Origin of the sequence: Kitasatospora sp. NBC_00240 (assembly GCF_026342405.1) — a bacterium.
Taxonomy (GTDB): Bacteria; Actinomycetota; Actinomycetes; order Streptomycetales; family Streptomycetaceae; genus Kitasatospora.
This window is the reverse complement of record NZ_JAPEMU010000001.1, coordinates 3,316,008-3,333,316: the sequence shown is the minus strand read 5'-3', so window position 1 is coordinate 3,333,316 and position 17,309 is coordinate 3,316,008. Positions and strand designations below refer to the sequence as shown.

At 74.0% G+C, this 17,309-nt stretch carries 20 protein-coding genes; 5 read left to right on the top strand and 15 right to left on the bottom strand.

Annotation, left to right across the window (positions count from 1 at the left end):
* Nucleotides 1-75: 75 nt before the first annotated feature.
* Both OG689_RS14110 and OG689_RS14105 read right to left on the bottom strand, forming a co-directional pair.
* Nucleotides 76-453: a peptidoglycan-binding domain-containing protein gene (locus OG689_RS14110; RefSeq protein ID WP_266320558.1), complete on the bottom strand. Its 378-nt coding sequence runs from the start codon at nt 451-453 to the stop codon at nt 76-78.
* 115 nt (nt 454-568) lie between these two features.
* The gene (locus tag OG689_RS14105; protein ID WP_266320557.1) at nt 569-781 is read right to left on the bottom strand and encodes a DUF4287 domain-containing protein; all 213 of its coding nucleotides are present in this window, start codon (nt 779-781) and stop codon (nt 569-571) included.
* A gap of 206 nt (nt 782-987) precedes the next feature.
* On the opposite strand from OG689_RS14105, the gene OG689_RS14100 reads away from it, so the two are divergent.
* Nucleotides 988-1,362, top strand: a complete 375-nt coding sequence (locus OG689_RS14100; RefSeq protein WP_266320555.1) for a VOC family protein — start codon at nt 988-990, stop codon at nt 1,360-1,362.
* 282 nt (nt 1,363-1,644) lie between these two features.
* Here the strand turns inward: OG689_RS14100 and OG689_RS14095 are convergent, their stop codons facing one another.
* Nucleotides 1,645-2,859 carry a transposase gene (locus tag OG689_RS14095; protein ID WP_266320554.1) on the bottom strand — a complete coding sequence of 405 codons (1,215 nt, stop codon included), beginning with the start codon at nt 2,857-2,859 and terminating at the stop codon, nt 1,645-1,647.
* Nucleotides 2,860-2,910: 51 nt separating this feature from the next.
* Here OG689_RS14095 and tnpA point away from each other — a divergent pair, with 51 nt between their 5' ends.
* Both tnpA and OG689_RS14085 read left to right on the top strand, forming a co-directional pair.
* Complete coding sequence (tnpA, locus tag OG689_RS14090) at nt 2,911-3,339, top strand: IS200/IS605 family transposase (protein ID WP_266320553.1); 429 nt, start codon at nt 2,911-2,913, stop codon at nt 3,337-3,339.
* A 199-nt stretch (nt 3,340-3,538) separates the two neighbouring features.
* Nucleotides 3,539-4,549, top strand: a complete 1,011-nt coding sequence (locus OG689_RS14085; protein ID WP_266320551.1) for a hypothetical protein — start codon at nt 3,539-3,541, stop codon at nt 4,547-4,549.
* 70 nt (nt 4,550-4,619) lie between these two features.
* On the opposite strand, the gene OG689_RS14080 is transcribed toward OG689_RS14085, so the two are convergent.
* Complete coding sequence (locus OG689_RS14080; protein ID WP_266327115.1) at nt 4,620-5,156, bottom strand: XRE family transcriptional regulator; 537 nt, start codon at nt 5,154-5,156, stop codon at nt 4,620-4,622.
* A 290-nt stretch (nt 5,157-5,446) separates the two neighbouring features.
* Between OG689_RS14080 and OG689_RS14075 the strand changes: the two genes are divergently transcribed.
* On the top strand, nt 5,447-6,259 hold the full coding sequence (locus tag OG689_RS14075) for an AzlC family ABC transporter permease (RefSeq protein WP_266320549.1): 813 nt from the start codon (nt 5,447-5,449) through the stop codon (nt 6,257-6,259).
* The gene (locus OG689_RS14070; protein WP_266320548.1) at nt 6,256-6,564 is read left to right on the top strand and encodes an AzlD domain-containing protein; all 309 of its coding nucleotides are present in this window, start codon (nt 6,256-6,258) and stop codon (nt 6,562-6,564) included. Before OG689_RS14075 ends, OG689_RS14070 begins: the two co-directional genes overlap by 4 nt.
* Nucleotides 6,565-6,598: 34 nt before the next feature.
* Here the strand turns inward: OG689_RS14070 and OG689_RS14065 are convergent, their stop codons facing one another.
* The 11 genes from OG689_RS14065 to OG689_RS14015 all read right to left on the bottom strand — a co-directional run bounded on the left by OG689_RS14065 (nt 6,599) and on the right by OG689_RS14015 (nt 17,292).
* Nucleotides 6,599-7,000 carry a DUF3703 domain-containing protein gene (locus OG689_RS14065; protein WP_266320547.1) on the bottom strand — a complete coding sequence of 134 codons (402 nt, stop codon included), beginning with the start codon at nt 6,998-7,000 and terminating at the stop codon, nt 6,599-6,601.
* A 139-nt stretch (nt 7,001-7,139) separates the two neighbouring features.
* Nucleotides 7,140-7,631, bottom strand: a complete 492-nt coding sequence (locus OG689_RS14060) for a hypothetical protein (RefSeq protein WP_266320546.1) — start codon at nt 7,629-7,631, stop codon at nt 7,140-7,142.
* Between the two features lie 187 nt (nt 7,632-7,818).
* Complete coding sequence (locus OG689_RS14055; RefSeq protein ID WP_266320544.1) at nt 7,819-8,628, bottom strand: helix-turn-helix transcriptional regulator; 810 nt, start codon at nt 8,626-8,628, stop codon at nt 7,819-7,821.
* Between the two features lie 37 nt (nt 8,629-8,665).
* On the bottom strand, nt 8,666-9,964 hold the full coding sequence (locus OG689_RS14050) for an MFS transporter (protein ID WP_266320543.1): 1,299 nt from the start codon (nt 9,962-9,964) through the stop codon (nt 8,666-8,668).
* A gap of 147 nt (nt 9,965-10,111) precedes the next feature.
* The gene (locus tag OG689_RS14045) at nt 10,112-11,194 is read right to left on the bottom strand and encodes a BadF/BadG/BcrA/BcrD ATPase family protein (RefSeq protein WP_266320542.1); all 1,083 of its coding nucleotides are present in this window, start codon (nt 11,192-11,194) and stop codon (nt 10,112-10,114) included.
* The gene (locus OG689_RS14040) at nt 11,191-12,204 is read right to left on the bottom strand and encodes an N-acetylmuramic acid 6-phosphate etherase (RefSeq protein WP_266320540.1); all 1,014 of its coding nucleotides are present in this window, start codon (nt 12,202-12,204) and stop codon (nt 11,191-11,193) included. Before OG689_RS14040 ends, OG689_RS14045 begins: the two co-directional genes overlap by 4 nt.
* 43 nt (nt 12,205-12,247) lie before the next feature.
* Nucleotides 12,248-12,763, bottom strand: a complete 516-nt coding sequence (locus tag OG689_RS14035; protein WP_266320539.1) for a PPOX class F420-dependent oxidoreductase — start codon at nt 12,761-12,763, stop codon at nt 12,248-12,250.
* Between the two features lie 236 nt (nt 12,764-12,999).
* Nucleotides 13,000-14,034, bottom strand: coding sequence for a BadF/BadG/BcrA/BcrD ATPase family protein (locus OG689_RS14030; RefSeq protein WP_266320537.1), 1,035 nt, complete (start codon nt 14,032-14,034; stop codon nt 13,000-13,002).
* 70 nt (nt 14,035-14,104) lie between these two features.
* A complete protein-coding gene (locus OG689_RS14025; RefSeq protein ID WP_266320536.1) occupies nt 14,105-15,397 on the bottom strand; it encodes a 6-phospho-beta-glucosidase in 1,293 nt (430 codons plus the stop codon).
* Nucleotides 15,397-16,305 (bottom strand): carbohydrate ABC transporter permease, encoded by a 909-nt coding sequence (locus OG689_RS14020; protein ID WP_266320535.1) that lies wholly within the window; start codon nt 16,303-16,305, stop codon nt 15,397-15,399. The genes OG689_RS14025 and OG689_RS14020 overlap by 1 nt, the downstream gene beginning before the upstream one ends.
* Nucleotides 16,306-16,308: 3 nt before the next feature.
* Nucleotides 16,309-17,292, bottom strand: coding sequence for a carbohydrate ABC transporter permease (locus OG689_RS14015; RefSeq protein ID WP_266320533.1), 984 nt, complete (start codon nt 17,290-17,292; stop codon nt 16,309-16,311).
* Nucleotides 17,293-17,309: the final 17 nt, after the last annotated feature.

Here is a 17,309-nt window from a genome sequence, read left to right as displayed (position 1 = left end):
GGAGCGGCTCGGAGATGCTCCACCCCTCAGGGAGCCGGATCGGCGGGACGAGCAGCGGTTCCGCCGATCCGGAGGTCACTTGTACGAGGGCAGGTGCCAGTAGCAGCTGTTGCCGTCGCCGTCCTTGGTGGCCTGCAGCATCACGGTTCCGGTCTGCGGGCCGACGATGCCGTCCTGCCGCAGGCTCGCCCACTTCTGAATGGCCTTGATCGCCCCGTAGGTGTCCTGGCCGAAGTGGCCATCCTCGGCGACGACGTGGTAACCGGTCTGCCAGTGCAGCATGTTGGAGAGGATCTGGGTGCAGATGACGCCCTCGTACTCGTTGGGCTGCCCCGGCCCGATGTACGACTGCCCGGGCTCGGCCTGAGCACTTCCACCCAACGCGCCGACACTGGCCAGGGCGACCGCCGTCACGAGGAACACACTGCGCAGCTTGAGGGTCTTGCGGGCCACGAGGGGCTCTCCTTGCTCGAAGGTGATCGACAAGCAGCACTCTGCCGCGCCCCACCAACAGCCCACCAACGCCGCCCCAACAGAGGCCGCCCGGAGCCCCCGGCCCGCCCCGCCGCTACTTGCCGCTGTCCTCCGCGAGGGTGTGCGCGACGAGGGCGTTGGCGTGGCCGTGGCCCATCCCGTGCTCGGTCTTGAGCCAGGTGACCAGCTCCATGTGCTTGGTCGGCGGGGAGGAGCGGATCGCGTCCTTCCACTCGGCGATCGGGCGGCCGTACTTCTTCTCGATCGAGGGGAAGTAGCTGGCGGGGCCCTTGACCGGCTCGGTCATCTCGGTTCGTCCTGACTGTCGGCGCTGCTGGTCGTGATCATGGAGGATCTTCGTCGGCGGGGTGGTGCGGTGTTCCCGTCCGTCCAGCAACCTACGGGCCGCCACCGACAACGGCCCGGCGGACACCCCGGCCAGGAGCCGGCGCACGGAAGCCGTTGCCCGGGAACCGACCTGACGGATGATCGGGAGAGCGGCACAATCGGGGCATGCTGAGAATCGGAACGGTGGTCCTGGGCGCCCAGGACGTACGGCGGGCGGCGGAGTTCTGGGGGCGGGCCCTCGGCTACGTCCCGCGCGCCGGCGAGCCCGCGGACGACTGGGTGGTCCTGGTCCCGGCGGCGGGGGTGGCGGGCACGCCGGTGGCGCTCGGCCGGAGCGTGACGCCCGTCCAGGAGCACCCACGGGTCCACCTCGACCTGTACGCGGACGACGCGGCGGAGCAGGCCACCGAGGTCGAACGGCTGGTCGCGCTCGGCGCGGTACGGGTCGACTGGGACAGCTACCCGGAGGACCCCGACTTCATCGTCCTCGCCGACCCGGAGGGCAACCGTTTCTGCGTGATCGACAGCAGTCACGGGTGAGGGGGCCTGCGGCGGCCGGCGGGTCCCGTCCGCTCCCTGGGAGAGCAGGGAGCGGACGGGAGTCGGTCACATGAGGCAGTTCACGAAGGTGTCGCCGGTGTGGGCGAGGCCGTCCTCGGTGCCGGTGCCGCCGGCCCGTTCGGCAGGCCTGAGGCTCCGTAATTTGTCCGTGGCATAGTCCGGAGCGTAGGCGCTCGGCGCCTGTCCGTCACCGGCGCGTGCCGGGTCTGACCGGATATCGCCGTCGTGACTCCTCCCCGGCGTAAACGCCGGGGCTTCTCGTTAAGCCGGTTGGGCTTCGCGACGGACCAGCCCGGCCCGTAGAACGTTGATGGCTCCCACTGTGTCGGCGTGGGCCTTGTGCCCGCAGGCGACGCAGTGGAAAGTCTCCTGGTTGGGCCGGTTCTCCGCCGCGACGTGCCCGCACGGGGGGCACGTCCGGGAGGTGTTGCGGGGGTTCACGGCGATCACTTCTCGTCCGGCGCTCTCAGCCTTGGCGTGCAGGATCGTCAGGAACACCCCCCATCCGGCATCGGCAATGCCGCGGTTGAGTCCGGTCTTGGCCGCCGCGCCGTTGGGCAGGAATGCCCCTGCCCTCTCGGGGTCGGGCTTTGGCGCGACGGTCTTGACCATGTTGCGGATCGTCAGGTTCTCGTGCGCGATGAAGTCGTGCTCACGGACCAGGGTGACGGCGGTCTTGTGGGCGTGGTCGAGCCGTTGGCGGCGGACCTTTCCGTGCAGCCTGGCGACCTTCTCAACAGCGCGTTGGTGGTTGCTGGTGCGCTTGTCCCGGCGGACGCGCGGGAACTTGGCGAGGGCCTGCTGTGCGGCTTCGAGCTTCGCCGCGTCGGTTCGACCGTGGCGGGGGTTGGGGACGAACCCGCCGGTCGAGTCGGCGAGGAAGTTCGCTATCCCGAGGTCGATGCCGACAGCGGAGCCGGTCGCGGGAAGCGGCTCCGGCTGGTCCTGCTCCGCGGTCAGCACGACGAACCACTTCCGGCCCTCGCGCTTGACGCTGACTGTCTTGACCCTACCGGCCACGGCCCGGTGCTGATGCACCTTGACGTGCCCGACACCTTGCAAGCGCACGCGGGTCACCGGGTCGTGCGGCGTGGAATCCCAGCGGCAGCCGTCCCCGTCCTTCGGAAACTCCACCGTGTCGAACCAGTTCACGCCCCGGAAGCGCGGATAGCCGGGCGTGTCACCGGACTTGGCCCGCCGGAAGAACGCCGCGAACGCCTTGTCGAGACGACGAAGCGTGGCCTGCTGCGAGCTGAACGACCAGCGGCCCTGGCGCTCACGGTCGAACGCCCGGATCTCCTTGAGCTGCGCGGACTGCATCCCGTACTTGATGCTCGTCCTCGACACGTGCCGGTAGGCGTCCCGGCGTTCCTGCAACGCACCGTTGTAGAGCGAGCAGTGATCCCGCAGCATCTCGGACAGCGCCTGTGTCTGGCCCACGGTGGGCCGCATGAGGAACTTGTATGCACGGATCATCCGGCCCACCCCCTTCCTTGGTCAGCTCGAAGAGCATACTATAATTGGCCCATGTCACCACGCTGGGAACCAAACCCCGACATTCGCCGGGGAAACCACGTCATCTACAACCTGCACGCCCACTTGGTGTTCGTCACCAAATACCGCCGAGAGATCTTCGATGACGCCATGCTGACGCGCTGCGAGGAGATCATGCGGGACGTGTGCGAGAGCTTCGGCGCGGAGCTGCGCGAGTTCAACGGCGAGGGCGATCATGTGCACCTGCTCGTGCACTACCCGCCAAAGGTCGCCCTGTCGAAGCTGGTCAACAGCCTCAAGGGCGTCAGCTCCCGCTACCTGCGGGCTGAATACACCGGACGCATCAACCGCATCGGGATGGGGTCGGTGTTCTGGGCGCCCTCGTACTTCGCGGGTTCATGCGGCGGCGCGCCGCTCAGCATCGTCAAGGACTACATCGAGAACCAGAAGCGGCCCACCTGACCGTCAACCCGGAGCCGCAGAGAACTCCGCCGCTTCGCGGCTCCGGGCCAAGGATCGCATTCCCGCCCGGCCTAAAGGCCGGGATTCCCTGCGAAGATCAGGGGATGGCGCGAGGGTCCGGCCGGGCGATGGCAAGCCAGGCCGGACGCCGGGAAAACCGGTCGGCCGTTCGGGGTTGCCGGGTCTACCGTTCCGGATCATGGGATCACGAGCGAACTACGTGGTGGTGGAGGGCGGCGACTGGACGCTCCACCGCTCGCACTGGGGTGCCGGCCGGGTGGCGACCGACCTGGCCCACGGCCCGGCCGCGGCCACCCGGTGCTTCCGGGCCAACAGCCGGGTCGACGACGCCCTGCGAACCGACCCGGACGGCTGGCTCGACGACGTCTGGTGCGAGGGCGCCGCCCTGGTCGACCACGACCGGAGGATGCTGCTCTGGTACTGCGACGAGTGGGACGGCTGGGCCCGGTACGCCGCGCAGCGCGCGGTGCTGGCCCGGACCTGGCCCGGCTGGGAGATCCGGTGGGCCTCCGACGGCCTCGGCGACCTGCACGACCACCTCGGCCTGGGCCGTGGCTTCACCCGGCGGGACGCGGAGCCCCAGGAGGCCGGTGCACCTTTCTGGGAGCGGCCCGACGAGGACGACACCCGTACGCTTCTGACGGTCCGCCGTCCGGACGGCCGGGTACGCGCCTGGGGCTCCCCGCTGGAGGTCGTGGACCAGCTCGGCGGCGGCGAGGCCCTGCTCGGCCTGCTGCCCGACGACGCGTCCGTGCCGGGGCTCGCCACGATGCCGGACAGCGGGATCCACCTCGACCAGCTGACCCGCACGATCGGGGTGTGGACCACCGTCCCCATGGTCGGCCTGCGTTCCTGGCCGCTGCCGGGCTGGGCGGGCTGGGAGCTGTGCCTCTGGGGCGACGACCACACCCGGCAGGCGGCGGCGTCCGACGACGTGGTGCACCTGCCCGAGGTGGATCTCACCGCCGAACTCCGGAGGTGGCTCGAACGCGTCGGCGAACCGCCGCTCGACAGCTGGCCCCGCATCCTGCAGGCCCTCGCGCCGCCGCCGGGGTCGGAGCTGACGGCGGTGGTCAACCCGTCGGCGGCCGTGCCGCACGCGGGGCCCGAGCCCACCGGTGCGGAGCGCGTCGCGCTGCGGGCCGCGTTCGCGGCCGTCCTGGCGGAGCAGCCCGGCGCCGGCGGGTGACCCCGGGGTGCGCCGCCGCCGCGCCGAGATCCGGTTCGGGCGGCCCGGTGGGCTGCCGTTCGGCCTGGGCTCAGGTGTGCTCCATGACGATGACGGCGGTGGTGTCCGGCGTCAGCGCGCGGAAGATGTGCGGGGTGTCACCGGGGTAGGCGATGTAGTCGCCGGGGGCCAGCTCGACCGGGTCCTCGGCGGGGCCGACCAGGGCGCGGCCGGTGCTGAGCAGCAGGTGTTCGGTGGTGCCGGGCATGTGCGGGTCCGAGGCGCGGGCCTCGCCGGGCTGGGCCTCGATCCGGTAGATGTCCCGGCGGGCGTTCGGCGGGCAGGAGGCCAGCAGGGTGGCCGAGTAGTCGGCGCGTTCGGAGTGGGTGACCGGGCCCTCGCCGGCGCGGATCACCTTGACGACCGGCCGGGGCGGGTCGACCAGCCGGCTGAATGGTACGTCGAGGGCGACACCGAGCGCCCAGAGGGTCTCCACGCTGGGGTTGCCGACGCCTGATTCGAGCTGCGAGAGGGTGGACTTGGCGATGCCGGCGCGCTTGGCGAGCTCGGTCATGGACAGGCCGGTCCGCTCGCGTTCCCGGCGGATGGACACCGCGATCAGCGCGATCGGGTTGGGGCCGGGCCGGTCGCTGCCGGTCGTCCCGACGGTCGTCCCGCCGTTCGGTGCGCTGTCTTTCGTGCCGTCCGGCTCCGTGCCGTCCGGCTCCGTGCCGTCCGGCTCCGTGCCGTCCGGCTCTGCGCCGTCGGCCGCGCCCGCTGCGGTGCCCTCTGCCACGTGTTCGCTCCAGAAGTCTGCTCGTTCGACTTGACGAACGCATCCACTGTCTCGTTCACTCTAATGGACAGACGTTCGCCATGGCGAACATCAGGCAGTGCGGACCGGATGAGTGTGACCGGATGAGTGTGGAACGGGACCTGCCGACCCTCGCGGAAGCCCCCGCCGGGACGGCCCCCGCCCGGAAGGCCGCAGCGGCCGTCGTCCGCGACTCGCTCGGCATCGGGCTCACGGTCGGCGTCTCCGGGCTGGCCTTCGGCGTGGCCGGCAGCACCGCCCACCTCAGCGTCTGGCAGACCTGCGCGCTCAGCCTGCTGGTGTTCACCGGCGCCTCGCAGTTCGCCCTGGTCAGCGCACTGGCCGCCGGGGCCGCGCTGCCGGCGGCCGTGCTCGGCGCGCTCTTCCTCGGCGCCCGCAACGCCTTCTACGGACTGCGCCTCGGGCCCCGGCTGGAACTCTCCCGCCTCACCAGGCCGTTCGCCGCCCACCTGATGATCGACGAGAGCGCCGCCGTCGCCCTCACCCAGCCCGACCGCCGCACCGCCCGGCTCGGGTTCGCCGTCACCGGGATCAGCCTGTTCGCCACCTGGAACCTCTGCACCCTGGCCGGTGCCCTCGGGGCCGACGCCCTCGGCGACCCGGCCGTGTACGGGCTGGACGCGGCCGGCCCGGCCGTCTTCCTGGCGCTGCTCGCGCCCCGGCTGCGGGAGGGCGCGACCGAACTGAAGGTCGCCGTCGTCGGCGCGGCCCTGGCGCTGGCCGCCACCGTCGTGCTGCCGACCGGCGTGCCGGTCCTGCTCTCGATCGCCGCCGTGCCGATCGTGCTGGCCGCCACCCGCCCCCGCGGCCGGTCCGGGGGCGGCGGGCCCGGTGGGCCCGCCGGCTCCGGCCTCGCAACCGCCCCCGGCCACACCGGCAAGGAGGACCTCGGATGACCGTCTGGATCGCCGTCGGCGCGACCGCGCTGGGCTGCTACCTGCTCAAACTGCTCGGCCTGAGCATCCCGGCCGGACTGCTGGAACGCCCGGCCGTGCGCCGCTCGGCCGCGCTCGTCCCGGTCGCCCTGCTGGCCGCCCTCACCGCCCTGCAGACCTTCGGCAAGGACGGCGGTCTCACCCTGGACGCCCGCGCCCTGGGGCTGGCCGCCGCCGCGCTCGCCGCCTGGCGCCGCGCGCCGTTCCTGCTGGTGGTCGCCCTCGCGGTGCTGGTCACCGCGCTGGCCCGACTGCTCGGCCGATGAGCCGTCAGGGTCATTCAGGAGCCGCCGGGTACAGCTAGGAGGAGACCCGGGGCCTCGCGTCGCCGGACACCGGCACCGGCCGGTCGTCGAGCAGCAGCGCCAGGTCGTCCGGGACGGTCATCGGGGTGAACAGCCCCGCGGACGTACGGCCGTTGTTCCCGAGCGGGGCACGGCCGGTCAGCGAACCCGGCGCCGCCACCAGCAGCCGGACCACCTGGCCGACGGCCTCCCGGCGGTCCCGGTGGCGCAGCGCCAGCCGGAACATCGCCCAGTGCGCCCGGGTGTGCGGCCAGGCCCAGGGCTGGGAGAGGATGTGCGCCCGTTCGAGGGCGGTCCACATCCCGGCGGGGTCTGCGCTCGTACGGGCCCGGCGCAGCTCGCCCTCGAAGGCTTCGCGCACGCGGGGCGGCATGGTGGACGGCTTGGTGGACGGCATGGCTCCTCCTGACGGGCCGGTCCGCTCGGAGCCGGCGCGACACCCAGCCTGCCGGGCGCCGGCCGGCCTGACTTGAACGAACCTGCTGCGATCCTGCGGGTGCGGGCCGATGACAGCGTGCCCGTCGTCCTCCACGCCTTCACCGTCGGTCGGCCGGTTCGTCCGTCGGTGCCCGGTGCCCTGCCCGCAGGCGCAGGTGTGCGGCGAGGCCGACGGCCAGTGCGACGACGGCGGCGAGGGTGCCGGTGATCAGCACGGGGTTGACCCAGGCCGGGACGAGCTCGGCGCCGCCCGGCGCGCAGTGCGCACTCATCGGGAAGGTCGTCCGCTCGACGACGTCGGCACCCGCGAAGCCGCTCAGCGCGCACCACTCCCTGGGCGTGGTCCAGTCAAAACCCGGCCCGACCAACCGGCCGGTGACGTAGGCGCAGGAGGCCGCGAACGCGGCACCGTCGGCGGCCAGGAGCAGGGCCCGGGCCGTCGACGGCACCCCCTCCGAGAGCGCCCGGGTCAACCGGGCCGTCAGCACGAACGCGACGATCAGCAGGACGAACGGCGAGAGGAAGGGCAGCAGCTCGACAAGGAGCAGCACGTCCCCGTCACCGGAGGCGAACGACGAAATGGTGGACACATGCAGGGGACCGTCGAACCGCCGGGGCCGGTTCCGTGATCCGCGTCACCGGGCAGGGCCGGCGACGCGCCGGCACACGAGGTCGAAGGGCCCGGACCTCGCCCCGCGGGCTCCACAGCCGCTACGAGCGCAAGGCCGGCCACTTCGCGGCCTCCGCCGGTGAGCGGCACGCCAGGTGGGTGAAGGTCTACGGCCGGGTCGGCGAGGCCGGCCGGCCGCCCGACAGCCCGGGCAGGCCCGGCGGGACCGCCCCGGGCGACCAGCGGACCCGGTGGGCGAACTCCGACGGCGGGATGCCGAAGGTCCGGCGGCAGGTTCGGGTGAGGTGCGCCGCGTCGGCGAAGCCCGCCTGGTGCGCCGCCGCCGTCAGCGAGGCCCCGGCGGCGATCAGCTCGGTCGCCCGCCGCATCCGCAGCCAGCGCACGTACGGCCGCAGCGGCAGGCCCAGTTCGGCCCGGAACAGGTGGGCCAGCCGGCTCTCCGACAGACCCGCCGCGGCGGCCAGGACGCCGATCCGTACCGGGCCGTCCGCGACCAGTTCCGGCAGCCGCGCGACCGCCCGCGCCACCGCGGGGTGGCGGGCCTCCGACGGGCCGGCGCCGGGCGTCGCGTCCACCAGCGCCCCGATCTGGGCGAGGAGTTCCTCGTGTCCGCCACCGGTCACCGGCGGCAGTGCCGCCCCGGCGCGGGCCCAGGCGGCCGCGCACCCGGGCGGCTGCGCGCGGCGGGCGAGTTCGCGGCCGGTCACGGAGTCCGGGTCGAGCTGCGCCAGTACGCCCTCGGCAGCGCCCCGCAGCACGGAGTGCGCGGTGTCCGCGGGGACGATCACGGCCCGGCAGGCCACCCGCAGGCCGGCGGCGTCCGCGAGCTCCAACTCGCCCCGGGCGGCCACCAGCAGCTGGACCGAGTGGTGGGCGTGCATCGTGGCGGCGCCGATCCGGCCGCCGAAGAGCAGCATCCCGGGCCGTACGGTGGCCGCTCCGGTCCATCTGTCCACGGCCGTCGCACCCCCTCGCCTTGCCGGTCGGGGGAGTCTACGTCCGCCGGGCGGGGCGGAGTTCGCCCGGCGACCCCGGCCCGGCTTCGGTCACCGGCCCGGTGTCGTCCGCCGTCCCGGCACCGGCCACCGGTTCGGCGTCGGGCGGGCGGAGGGCCGTCGGTACCAGGGTGGCGGCCAGCAGCGGGAGAGCGACGGTCAGGCCGTACGCGAGGCCGAAGCCGCGCGCGCCGATCAGCTGGGCGGCCACCGGCGGCACGCAGGCCGCGACCGCGTTCTGGGCGGTGGTGTGGACGCCGAGGGCGCGGCCCGCCCAGCCGGCCCCCGCGTACTCGGCGACGGCGGTGAACGAGAGCCCGTTGGTACTCACCGTCAGCACCCCGGCGGCCACCAGCGCCACCGTCGCGACGGGCGAGCGGGTCAGCACGCTCACCGTCAGCGCCGCCAGCGCCCCGGCGGTCACCAGGGCCAGCACCCGCATCGGACCGGTCCGGCTGCCCACCACGTCCGACCAGCGGCCCGAGGCCAACCGGACGCCCGCCCCGCCGACCTGGACGCAGGCCAGCAGCGCACCGGCCGTGGACGGCGCCCAGCCCCGCTCGTCCACCAGCAGCACCAGGGCGAAGGAGCCCACCACGTACTGCGGCACCACCAGCAGCGTCGCCGCGCCGTGCAGCCGCCACAGCACCGGCGTCCGGTACGGCGACCCGGCCCGCTCCACCGCGTCCCGGGCCGGCCGGGCCGGATCGCGGACGGCGGCCACCACCAGCAGGGCCGCCGCCATGCTCATCGCGCCCAGCACGGCCAGCGCCGTCCCGCGCCCGTGCGCCGCCGTCCGGGGCAGCAGAACGGCGGCGAGCGCCATCCCCAGCGGCAGCGAGGTCTGCCGCAGCCCCATCGCGACACCCCGTTCCCGGGCCGGGAACCAGCCGAGGATCAGCCGCCCGCTGGAGGCGTGCGCCGAGGCCCCGGCCGCACCGGCCAGCACGAAGCAGGCACCCAGCGCGGCCGTCCCGTGCACCTGCCGTGCGGCCAGCAGCACCAGTCCGGCGAGGCCCAGCCCGCCCGCCAGCACCCAGCGTTCGCCCCAGCGGTCCGCCGCCGAACCCCAGGCTGCCAGCGTCAGCACCAGCCCGAACACGGGGCAGGCCGCCAGCAGGCCGGCCTGCCCCAGCGTCAGGCCCTCGTCGCGCAGGGCCGGGATCAGGTAGGGCAGCCCGTACTGGAACGCGCAGCCGGTGGCCATCGCGAGCATCCCGACCGCCAGCACCACCCAGCGCCGCCGCTCGGGCGCCGGCCCGCCGTCCGTCGGCGCCACGCCTCGCGAGCCTCGCATCCTCGCCACCTCCTGGTCGACCGCCCTGCCCGCCCGACACTCAACCCGAACAGGGCGGGCGGGGGCCGGGGCGTCCAGCAGGTAGACGGCGGGCCGCGCCCGGACAGGGCCGGGGCGGGCCGCGCGGGGCGCCCGGAGCCGGCCCGCCTACGGCAGGAAGGCCCCGTGCGGGGTGCCCGGCACGATCGTGCGGGCGGCCAGCCAGGCGGCCGCCATGGTGGTGTCCCCGGCCACCAGGACCTGGCCGGGGAGGTCGGCCAGGGCGGCCGTCAGCGCGTCCCGCACCGGGCCGGGGGAGGCGGCCACGGCGCCGGCCAGCACGATCGGTTCGGGCGGGGCACCGGCCGGCAGGGTGGCTTCGACCAGGGTGCCCAGGTGGGCCGCCGCGCGGGCCGCGATCCCGGCCGCGGCCTGGTCGCCGGCCGCCGCGGCGGTGCTGACCAGCGGCGCGAGGGTGGCCGGGGCGGTGGCCGGCGCGTCGTAGACCGCGCGCAGCAGGCCCGCGACGGCGCCGGCCCGCGGCCTGGCGGGGACGTCCAGGGCGGCGAGTACGGCGGTGGTCAGCGCGTCCGGCGCGCCGGACGGCGACCCCAGGGTGTCGAGGGCGTGCCGGGCGGCCTCCCGGCCGAGCCAGAACCCGGAGCCCTCGTCGCCGAGCAGCCAGCCCTGGCCGCCCCGGACGGTGCTGACCCGGCGGCGCTGGAGCCGGCAGGCGACCGCGCCGGTGCCCGCGATCAGCACCACGCCGTCCGGCGCGGCGGTGCCGGCGGCGAAGGCCACCTCCGCGTCCGGTCGCAGGGACAGGCGCAGGTGGCCGGGGACGGCCGGGCCGGCGGCCGTCCGGCACTCCTCGGTGAAGGCCACCGCGGCCGCGTCGGTGGCGAACCGGCGGTGGCCGGCCAGGCCGATCACGCAGGCGGCGAGCCGGCCCGGGTCGTGGTCGCCGAGCGCGGCCCGGACCGCCTCGCCGATCCGGTGTGCGGCCGCCGGCCCGCCTTGGGCCTGCGGGTTGCCGCCGCCGGTCCGGGCCTCGCCGAGGCGTCGGCCCGTCAGGTCCGTGAGGACGGCCCGGACGGCGGTGCCGCCGGCGTCGACGCCCAGCACCAGGCGCTGCTCGGACCAGGGCAGCGGTCCGGTTCCCGGCTCCCGCGCGGTCGGACCGGGGCGGGCGGCCGGGGCGGTGCCGGGGCCGGTTCGCAGGCCGGTGGCCTGGTCGTCGGGCGTGCTCATGAACGGTCCTCCGGGTCGTGGACGTCGGGCGCGGCCGGCGTTGCGGCCGCTGGTGCGGCCAGCCGCCGGACGGCGGCCAGCGGCAGGCCTCCCGCCGCCTGCAGCGCGGCCCCGGCGGCCTCGGGCCCGACGCCGGCCAGCAGCGAGACGAGTGCGGTCGCGGTCTCGCCCCCGCAGGCCCGCAGCGTCCGCTCGGCCTCGGCGGCCGGCACCCCGCAGGCCAGGGACAGCGTACGGACCGCCCGCCGGTGCAGTTTCGCGTTCCCGGCCGAGGCGGTCACCATCAGGTTCGACCAGGTGTGCCCGGTGCGGACCATCAGCGCGGTCGAGAACATGTTCAGGGCGAGTTTCTGCGCGGTCGCCGCCTTCATCCGGGTGGAGCCGGTGACCACCTCGGGGCCGGTGGCCAGCACGATGTGCAGGTCGGCACGGGCGGCCAGCGGGGCGGCCGGGTCCGCGGAGACCAACGCGGTGACGGCGCCGGCCGCCCGGGCGTGGGTGAGCGCGGCGCCGACGTAGGCCGTCCGGCCGCTCGCGCTGATCCCGATCACCAGGTCGCCGGCCCGGACGTCGGCCGTGTCGGTGCCGTCCGCGCGGTCCTCCGCCGCCTCGTCGGCCGTCCGCCCGGCCGCCGGTCCGCCCGCCAGGTGCGGGCAGACGGTCTCCGGTCCGACGCCGTAGGTGGGCAGCAGTTCGGCGGCGTCGGCCAGGGCGGCCCGGCCGGAGGATCCCGCCCCGAAGTAGTGCACCCGGGCGCCCCGGGCGAGGGCCGCCAGGCCGGCCTCCACCAGGGCCTCGATCGCGGGCAGCGCGGCGGCGACGGCGGCCGGCACGCCGGCGTCCTCACGGTTGATCAGGGCCAGCAGTTCGGCGGTGCCGAGCCGGTCCAGGCCGGTGCTGGCCGGGTTGCGCCGCTCGGTCGGGGGCAGCGATTCCTCGGACGGCAGCGGGTCTCTGGGCACCGGAGAGTGCTCGGGGTCGGGCGGGCCGGCGGCGCCGGGACGGGTCACTGGACGTCCTTCGCGGGCGGTACGGGGCGGGCGGACCGGTGGCTCAGCCCTGCCCGTCGTCCCCCTGGTCCCCCTCGTCCACCCCGTCCCCCTCGGGCGCGGCCAGCCGGGCCGGGAAGCCGCCGGTGGCGATCGGGCCCCAACGGCGCGGGGTGATCCGGATCAGCGACTTGCCCTGCTTGACCATCGCCGCCCGGTACTCGTCCCAGTCCGGGTGCTCGCCCGCGATGTTGCGGTAGTACTCGACCAGCGGCTCGACCGCCTCGGGCAGGTCGACGACCTCGGCCTCGCCGTCGATCTGCACCCACGGTCCGTTCCACTCGTCGGACAGCACCACCACGCTGACCGACGGGTCACGGCGGGCGTTGCGGACCTTGGCGCGCTCCGGGTACGTCGAGACGACGATCCGGCCCGCGTCGTCCACGCCGCAGGTGAGCGGCGAGGCCTGTGGGGAGCCGTCGGCCCGGCGGGTGAGCAGGAGCGCGCGGTGCCGCGGCCGGACGAAGTCCAGCAACTCGGCAACTTCCACACGGGTGTTCGAGGCGATGGAGGGGCTCATGGGGAGGAGCGTAGACGAGCCGGGCCGTCCGGCCGGTGAGGCGTCCACCGCCGCCGGGCCGCAGGATGTCACGTCCGCAGGTGGCGGGCCCGGACATGACGGCGTCCGCCGGGGGAGCCGGCCGGGCAGGCGTGCGGGCCCGTCCGGCCGACCTCCCTGGCGGACGCCGGGTCGGAGGGTGCTGCCCCGAAGGGCGGGTGGTGCTGCCCCGAAGGGCGGGTGGTGCCGGGCCGGCCTCAGGCCGCGACCTGGTCCTGGAGCGCGTACGCCAGACGCAGCCGCTCCTGGGCGGCGGGGCCGCCGCCCAGGCCCGCCGCCGTCAGGTGGTCCAGGCCGAGCAGGGCGGCGCCCAGCACCGGCGGGGCGACCACGATGCGCGGTTCGGCCCGCGGGGCCGCGGCCGCCAGCCGGGCCGTCACGTTGTCGATCAGCAGCGGCTGGCGGGAGGCCAGCACACCGCCGCCGAGCACCACCGGGGTCGGCTCGTCGAGCAGGCCGAGCCGGGTGAGGGCGACGATCGCGAGGCGGGTGATCTCGTCCGCCTGGCGGTTGATCAGCTCCAGCGCCGGGGCGTCGCCGGCCTGCGCGGTGGCGAACAGCACCCGGACGATCTCGTGCAGCCGGCCGCGGTCCAGCTGGCCGAGGTGCATCGCCTCGGCGACGGCGCTGGAGCTCGGCAGGCCGAAGTGCGCGGCGATGGCCGCGGCCAGCGCGGTCGGCGCGCCCCGGCCGTCCTCGGCCCGCACCGCGTGCCACATGCTGCTGGCGGCCAGGCCCGCGCCGCCGCCCCAGTCGCCGGTGAGCTCGCCGAGGGCGGGGAACCGCGCCGTCCGGCCGTCCGGCAGCAGGCCCACGCAGTTGATGCCCGCGCCGCAGACCACGGCCACCCCGCGCGGCCCGTCGGTGCCGGCCCGCAGCAGGCCGAAGGTGTCGTTGACCACCTCGGCGGTGACGCCCCACGGCTGCTCCGCGATGGCGGCCTGCAGCAGCCGCTCCTCCACCGGGAGGTCGGCGTTGGCCAGGCAGGCGCTGACGTGGCTGGTCAGCGGTCTGTCGCCGAGGGCGTGGCCGGCCTGCGCGGCCGCGGCCGTGACCAGCGGCACCAGGGCGGCGATCGCGGCCTTGGGACCGACCAGGTGCGGCTGGAAGCCGCCGCCCCGGGCGCTGCCCAGGACGGTGCCGTCGGCACCGACGAGGGCGACGTCGGTCTTGCTGTTGCCGGCGTCGATGGCCAGGACGCCGGGCAGGAGTGGATCGGGCTGGTGGGTCATCAGGTCCCCGCGCTCGTACGTGCCCCGGCCGTCGTCCCGACCGGGGTTTCTGGGTGCTGCTGAGGGCTGCTCAGGCCCAGCTGAGGTGCTCGCGGTTGTTGGCGAGCAGGCTGTCCGTCAGCTTGTCCGCGAGCTCCAGCTGGCCGACCAGCGGATGCGCGAGCAGGGCGTCGAAGACCCGGTCCCGGCCGCCCTTGAGCGCGGCCTCCAGGGCGAGCTGCTCGTACGCGGTCACGCCGGCGATCAGGCCGGCGTAGAGCGGCTCCACGGGGCGCTGCGGCAGCGGGCGCACGCCGCCGGCGTCCACCTCGGCCGGCACCTCGACGACGGCGTCGTCCGGCAGGAACGGCAGCACGCCGTCGTTGCGGGTGTTGACGACCTGCACGGTGGTCCGGCCGTCGGTGCCCAGCAGCGAGGCGATCAGCTGGACGGCCGCCTCGGAGTAGAACGCGCCGCCGCGCTGCGCCAGCAGCTCGGGCTTGGTGTCCAGCGCCGGGTCGGCGTACATGTCCAGCAGCTGCCGCTCGATCGCGGCGACCTCCATCGCCCGGGAGCCCTTGGCCTTCAGCTCCTGCACCACCACGTCGTGCTGGTAGAAGTACCGCAGGTAGTACGAGGGGACGACGCCGAGGCGCTGGATCACCGGCAGCGGCAGGTGGAGGTCCTCGGAGATCTCCTTGCCGAAGCCGGCCAGCAGCTCGGGCAGCACCTCGCGGCCGGTGGCGCTGCCGGGGGCGTCGAGCAGGGTGACGCCGCGCTCCCAGGTGAGGTGGTTCAGCCCGACGTGGTCGAGCCGGATCAGTTCGTGGTCGACGCCCAGGTGCTTGGCGAAGCGCCGCTGGAAGCCGATCGCCACGTTGCACAGGCCGACGGCCTTGTGCCCGGCGCTCTGCAGTGCCCGGGTGACGATGCCGACCGGGTTGGTGAAGTCGACGATCCAGGCGTCCGGGTTGGCCCGGCGGACCTGCTCGGCGATGTCCAGCACCACCGGGACGGTGCGCAGGGCCTTGGCCAGGCCGCCGGCGCCGGTGGTCTCCTGGCCGACGCAGCCGCACTCCAGCGGCCAGGTCTCGTCCCGGTCGCGGGCGGCCTGTCCGCCGACCCGCAGCTGCAGCAGGACGGCGTCCGCGCCCTGCACGCCGGCGGCGACGTCGGTGGTGGTGGTGACCGTGCCGGGATGCCCCTGCTTGGCGAAGATCCGCCGGGCCAGCCCGCCGACCAGCTCCAGGCGGTCCGCGGCGGGGTCGATCAGGACGAGTTCGCCGATCGGCAGGGTGTCGCGGAGCCGGGCGAAGCCGTCGATGAGTTCGGGGGTGTAGGTGGATCCGCCGCCGACGACGGCGAGCTTGAGAGTGGGGGACATCAGCCCTTGACCCCTGTCAGTGTGACGCCTTCGATGAAGGCTTTCTGGGCGAAGAAGAACAGGATGATGACGGGTGCCATGACGAGGAGGGTGGCGGCCATCGTGAGGTTCCAGTTGGTGTGGTGGGCGCCCTTGAAGGACTCCAGCCCGTACGAGAGCGTCCAGGCACCGGCGTTCTCGCTGGCGTAAATCTGCGGGCCGAAGTAGTCGTTCCAGGCGTAGAAGAACTGGAACAGCGCCACGGCGGCGATGGCCGGCCTGGCCATCGGCAGCACGACCTTGAGCAGCGTCCGCAGGTCACCGCAGCCGTCGATCTTGGCGGCCTCGATGTACTCCTTGGGGATGGTCAGCAGGAACTGACGCAGCAGGAAGATCGAGAACGCGTCGCCGAAGGCCATCGGGATGATCAGCGGCCAGAGGGTGCCGCTGAGGTGCATCTGCTTCGCCCAGAACAGGTACATCGGGATGACGGTGACCTGCGGCGGCAGCATCATCATCGAGATGACGGCCATCAGGGCGAGGTTGCGGCCCCGGAAGCGGAACTTGGCCAGCGCGTACGCCACCGGCAGGCTGGAGACCACGGTCAGCAGCGTGCCCAGGCCCGCGTACAGCAGGGTGTTGCGCCACCAGGTGAGGAAGCCCGGGGTCTGCCACACCTTGAGGTAGTTGCCCCACTCCCAGGAGGTGGGCCAGAGGTTCTTGGTGAGGGCCTGCTGGTCGGTCATCACCGAGGTGAGGAAGACGAACACGAACGGCAGGACGAAGAACAGCGCGGCCGCGATCGCGGTCGAGTGCACGGCGACCCAGTGCAGGGCGGCCCGCCGGCGGGCGGTCCTGGCGGCCTCGGAGGCGGATTTCGAGGAGCCGGGCGCGGCCGCGGGCTTGGTGAGGGTGGTGCTGAGTGTCATGGGTCAGTCCTCGTTCGCCATGAAGCCGGACTTGCGGCGCAGAAGGATCGACGTGAACGCCATCGCGATGGCGAACAGGATCAGGGCGATGACGCAGGCCGAGCCGTAGTCGAAGCGCTGGAAGCCCAGGTTGTAGACCATCTGCGGCAGGGTCCAGGTGGAGCCCTGGGGGTAGCCGGGTTCGAACTGCTGGCCGGAGCCGCCGATCACGCCGCTGGCGACCTTCCCGGCGACGATCGCCTGGGTGTAGTACTGCATGGTCTGGATCACCCCGGTGACCACCGCGAACATCACGATCGGCGAGATGTTCGGGAAGGTCACGTAGCGGAAGCGCTGGAGCGGTCCGGCGCCGTCGAGCTCGGCGGCCTCGTACTGCTCCTTCGGCACGTCCAGCAGGGCGGCCATGAAGATCACCATCAGGTCGCCGATGCCCCACATGGCCAGCATGGTCAGGGCGGGCTTGGACCAGCTGGGGTCGGTGAACCAGCCGGGCGCCGGCAGACCGAGGTCGCCGAGCAGCTGGTTGACCGGGCCGGTACCGGGGTTGAGCAGGAAGGCGAAGGCCATCGTGGCGGCCACCGGCGGGGCCAGGTAGGGCAGGTAGAAGAAGGTCCGGAACAGGCCGGCACCGGTCTTCACCTTGGTGATCAGCATGCCGATGCCGAGACCGAAGACCACCCGCAGCGAGACCATCACCACGACCAGCCACAGGGTGTTCCGCAGGCCCTGCCAGAAGAACGGGTAGTCGTTGAAGACGTACGACCAGTTCTTCAGACCGGTGAACACCGGGGCCGTGAAGCCGTCGTAGTGGGTGAAGGAGAAGTAGACGGTGGAGACCAGCGGGTAGACGAAGAAGAAGCCGAAGCCGATCAGCCAGGGCGAGAGGAAGGCCAGGGTGCGGGCCGCCTCCCGGCGGCGCTTGCTGCGAAGCGCCGCCGGGACGGGGAGTCCGGCACTCGCCTTACGGGAGCCGAACGCGATTGCCATGTGTTGCTCGCCTTACG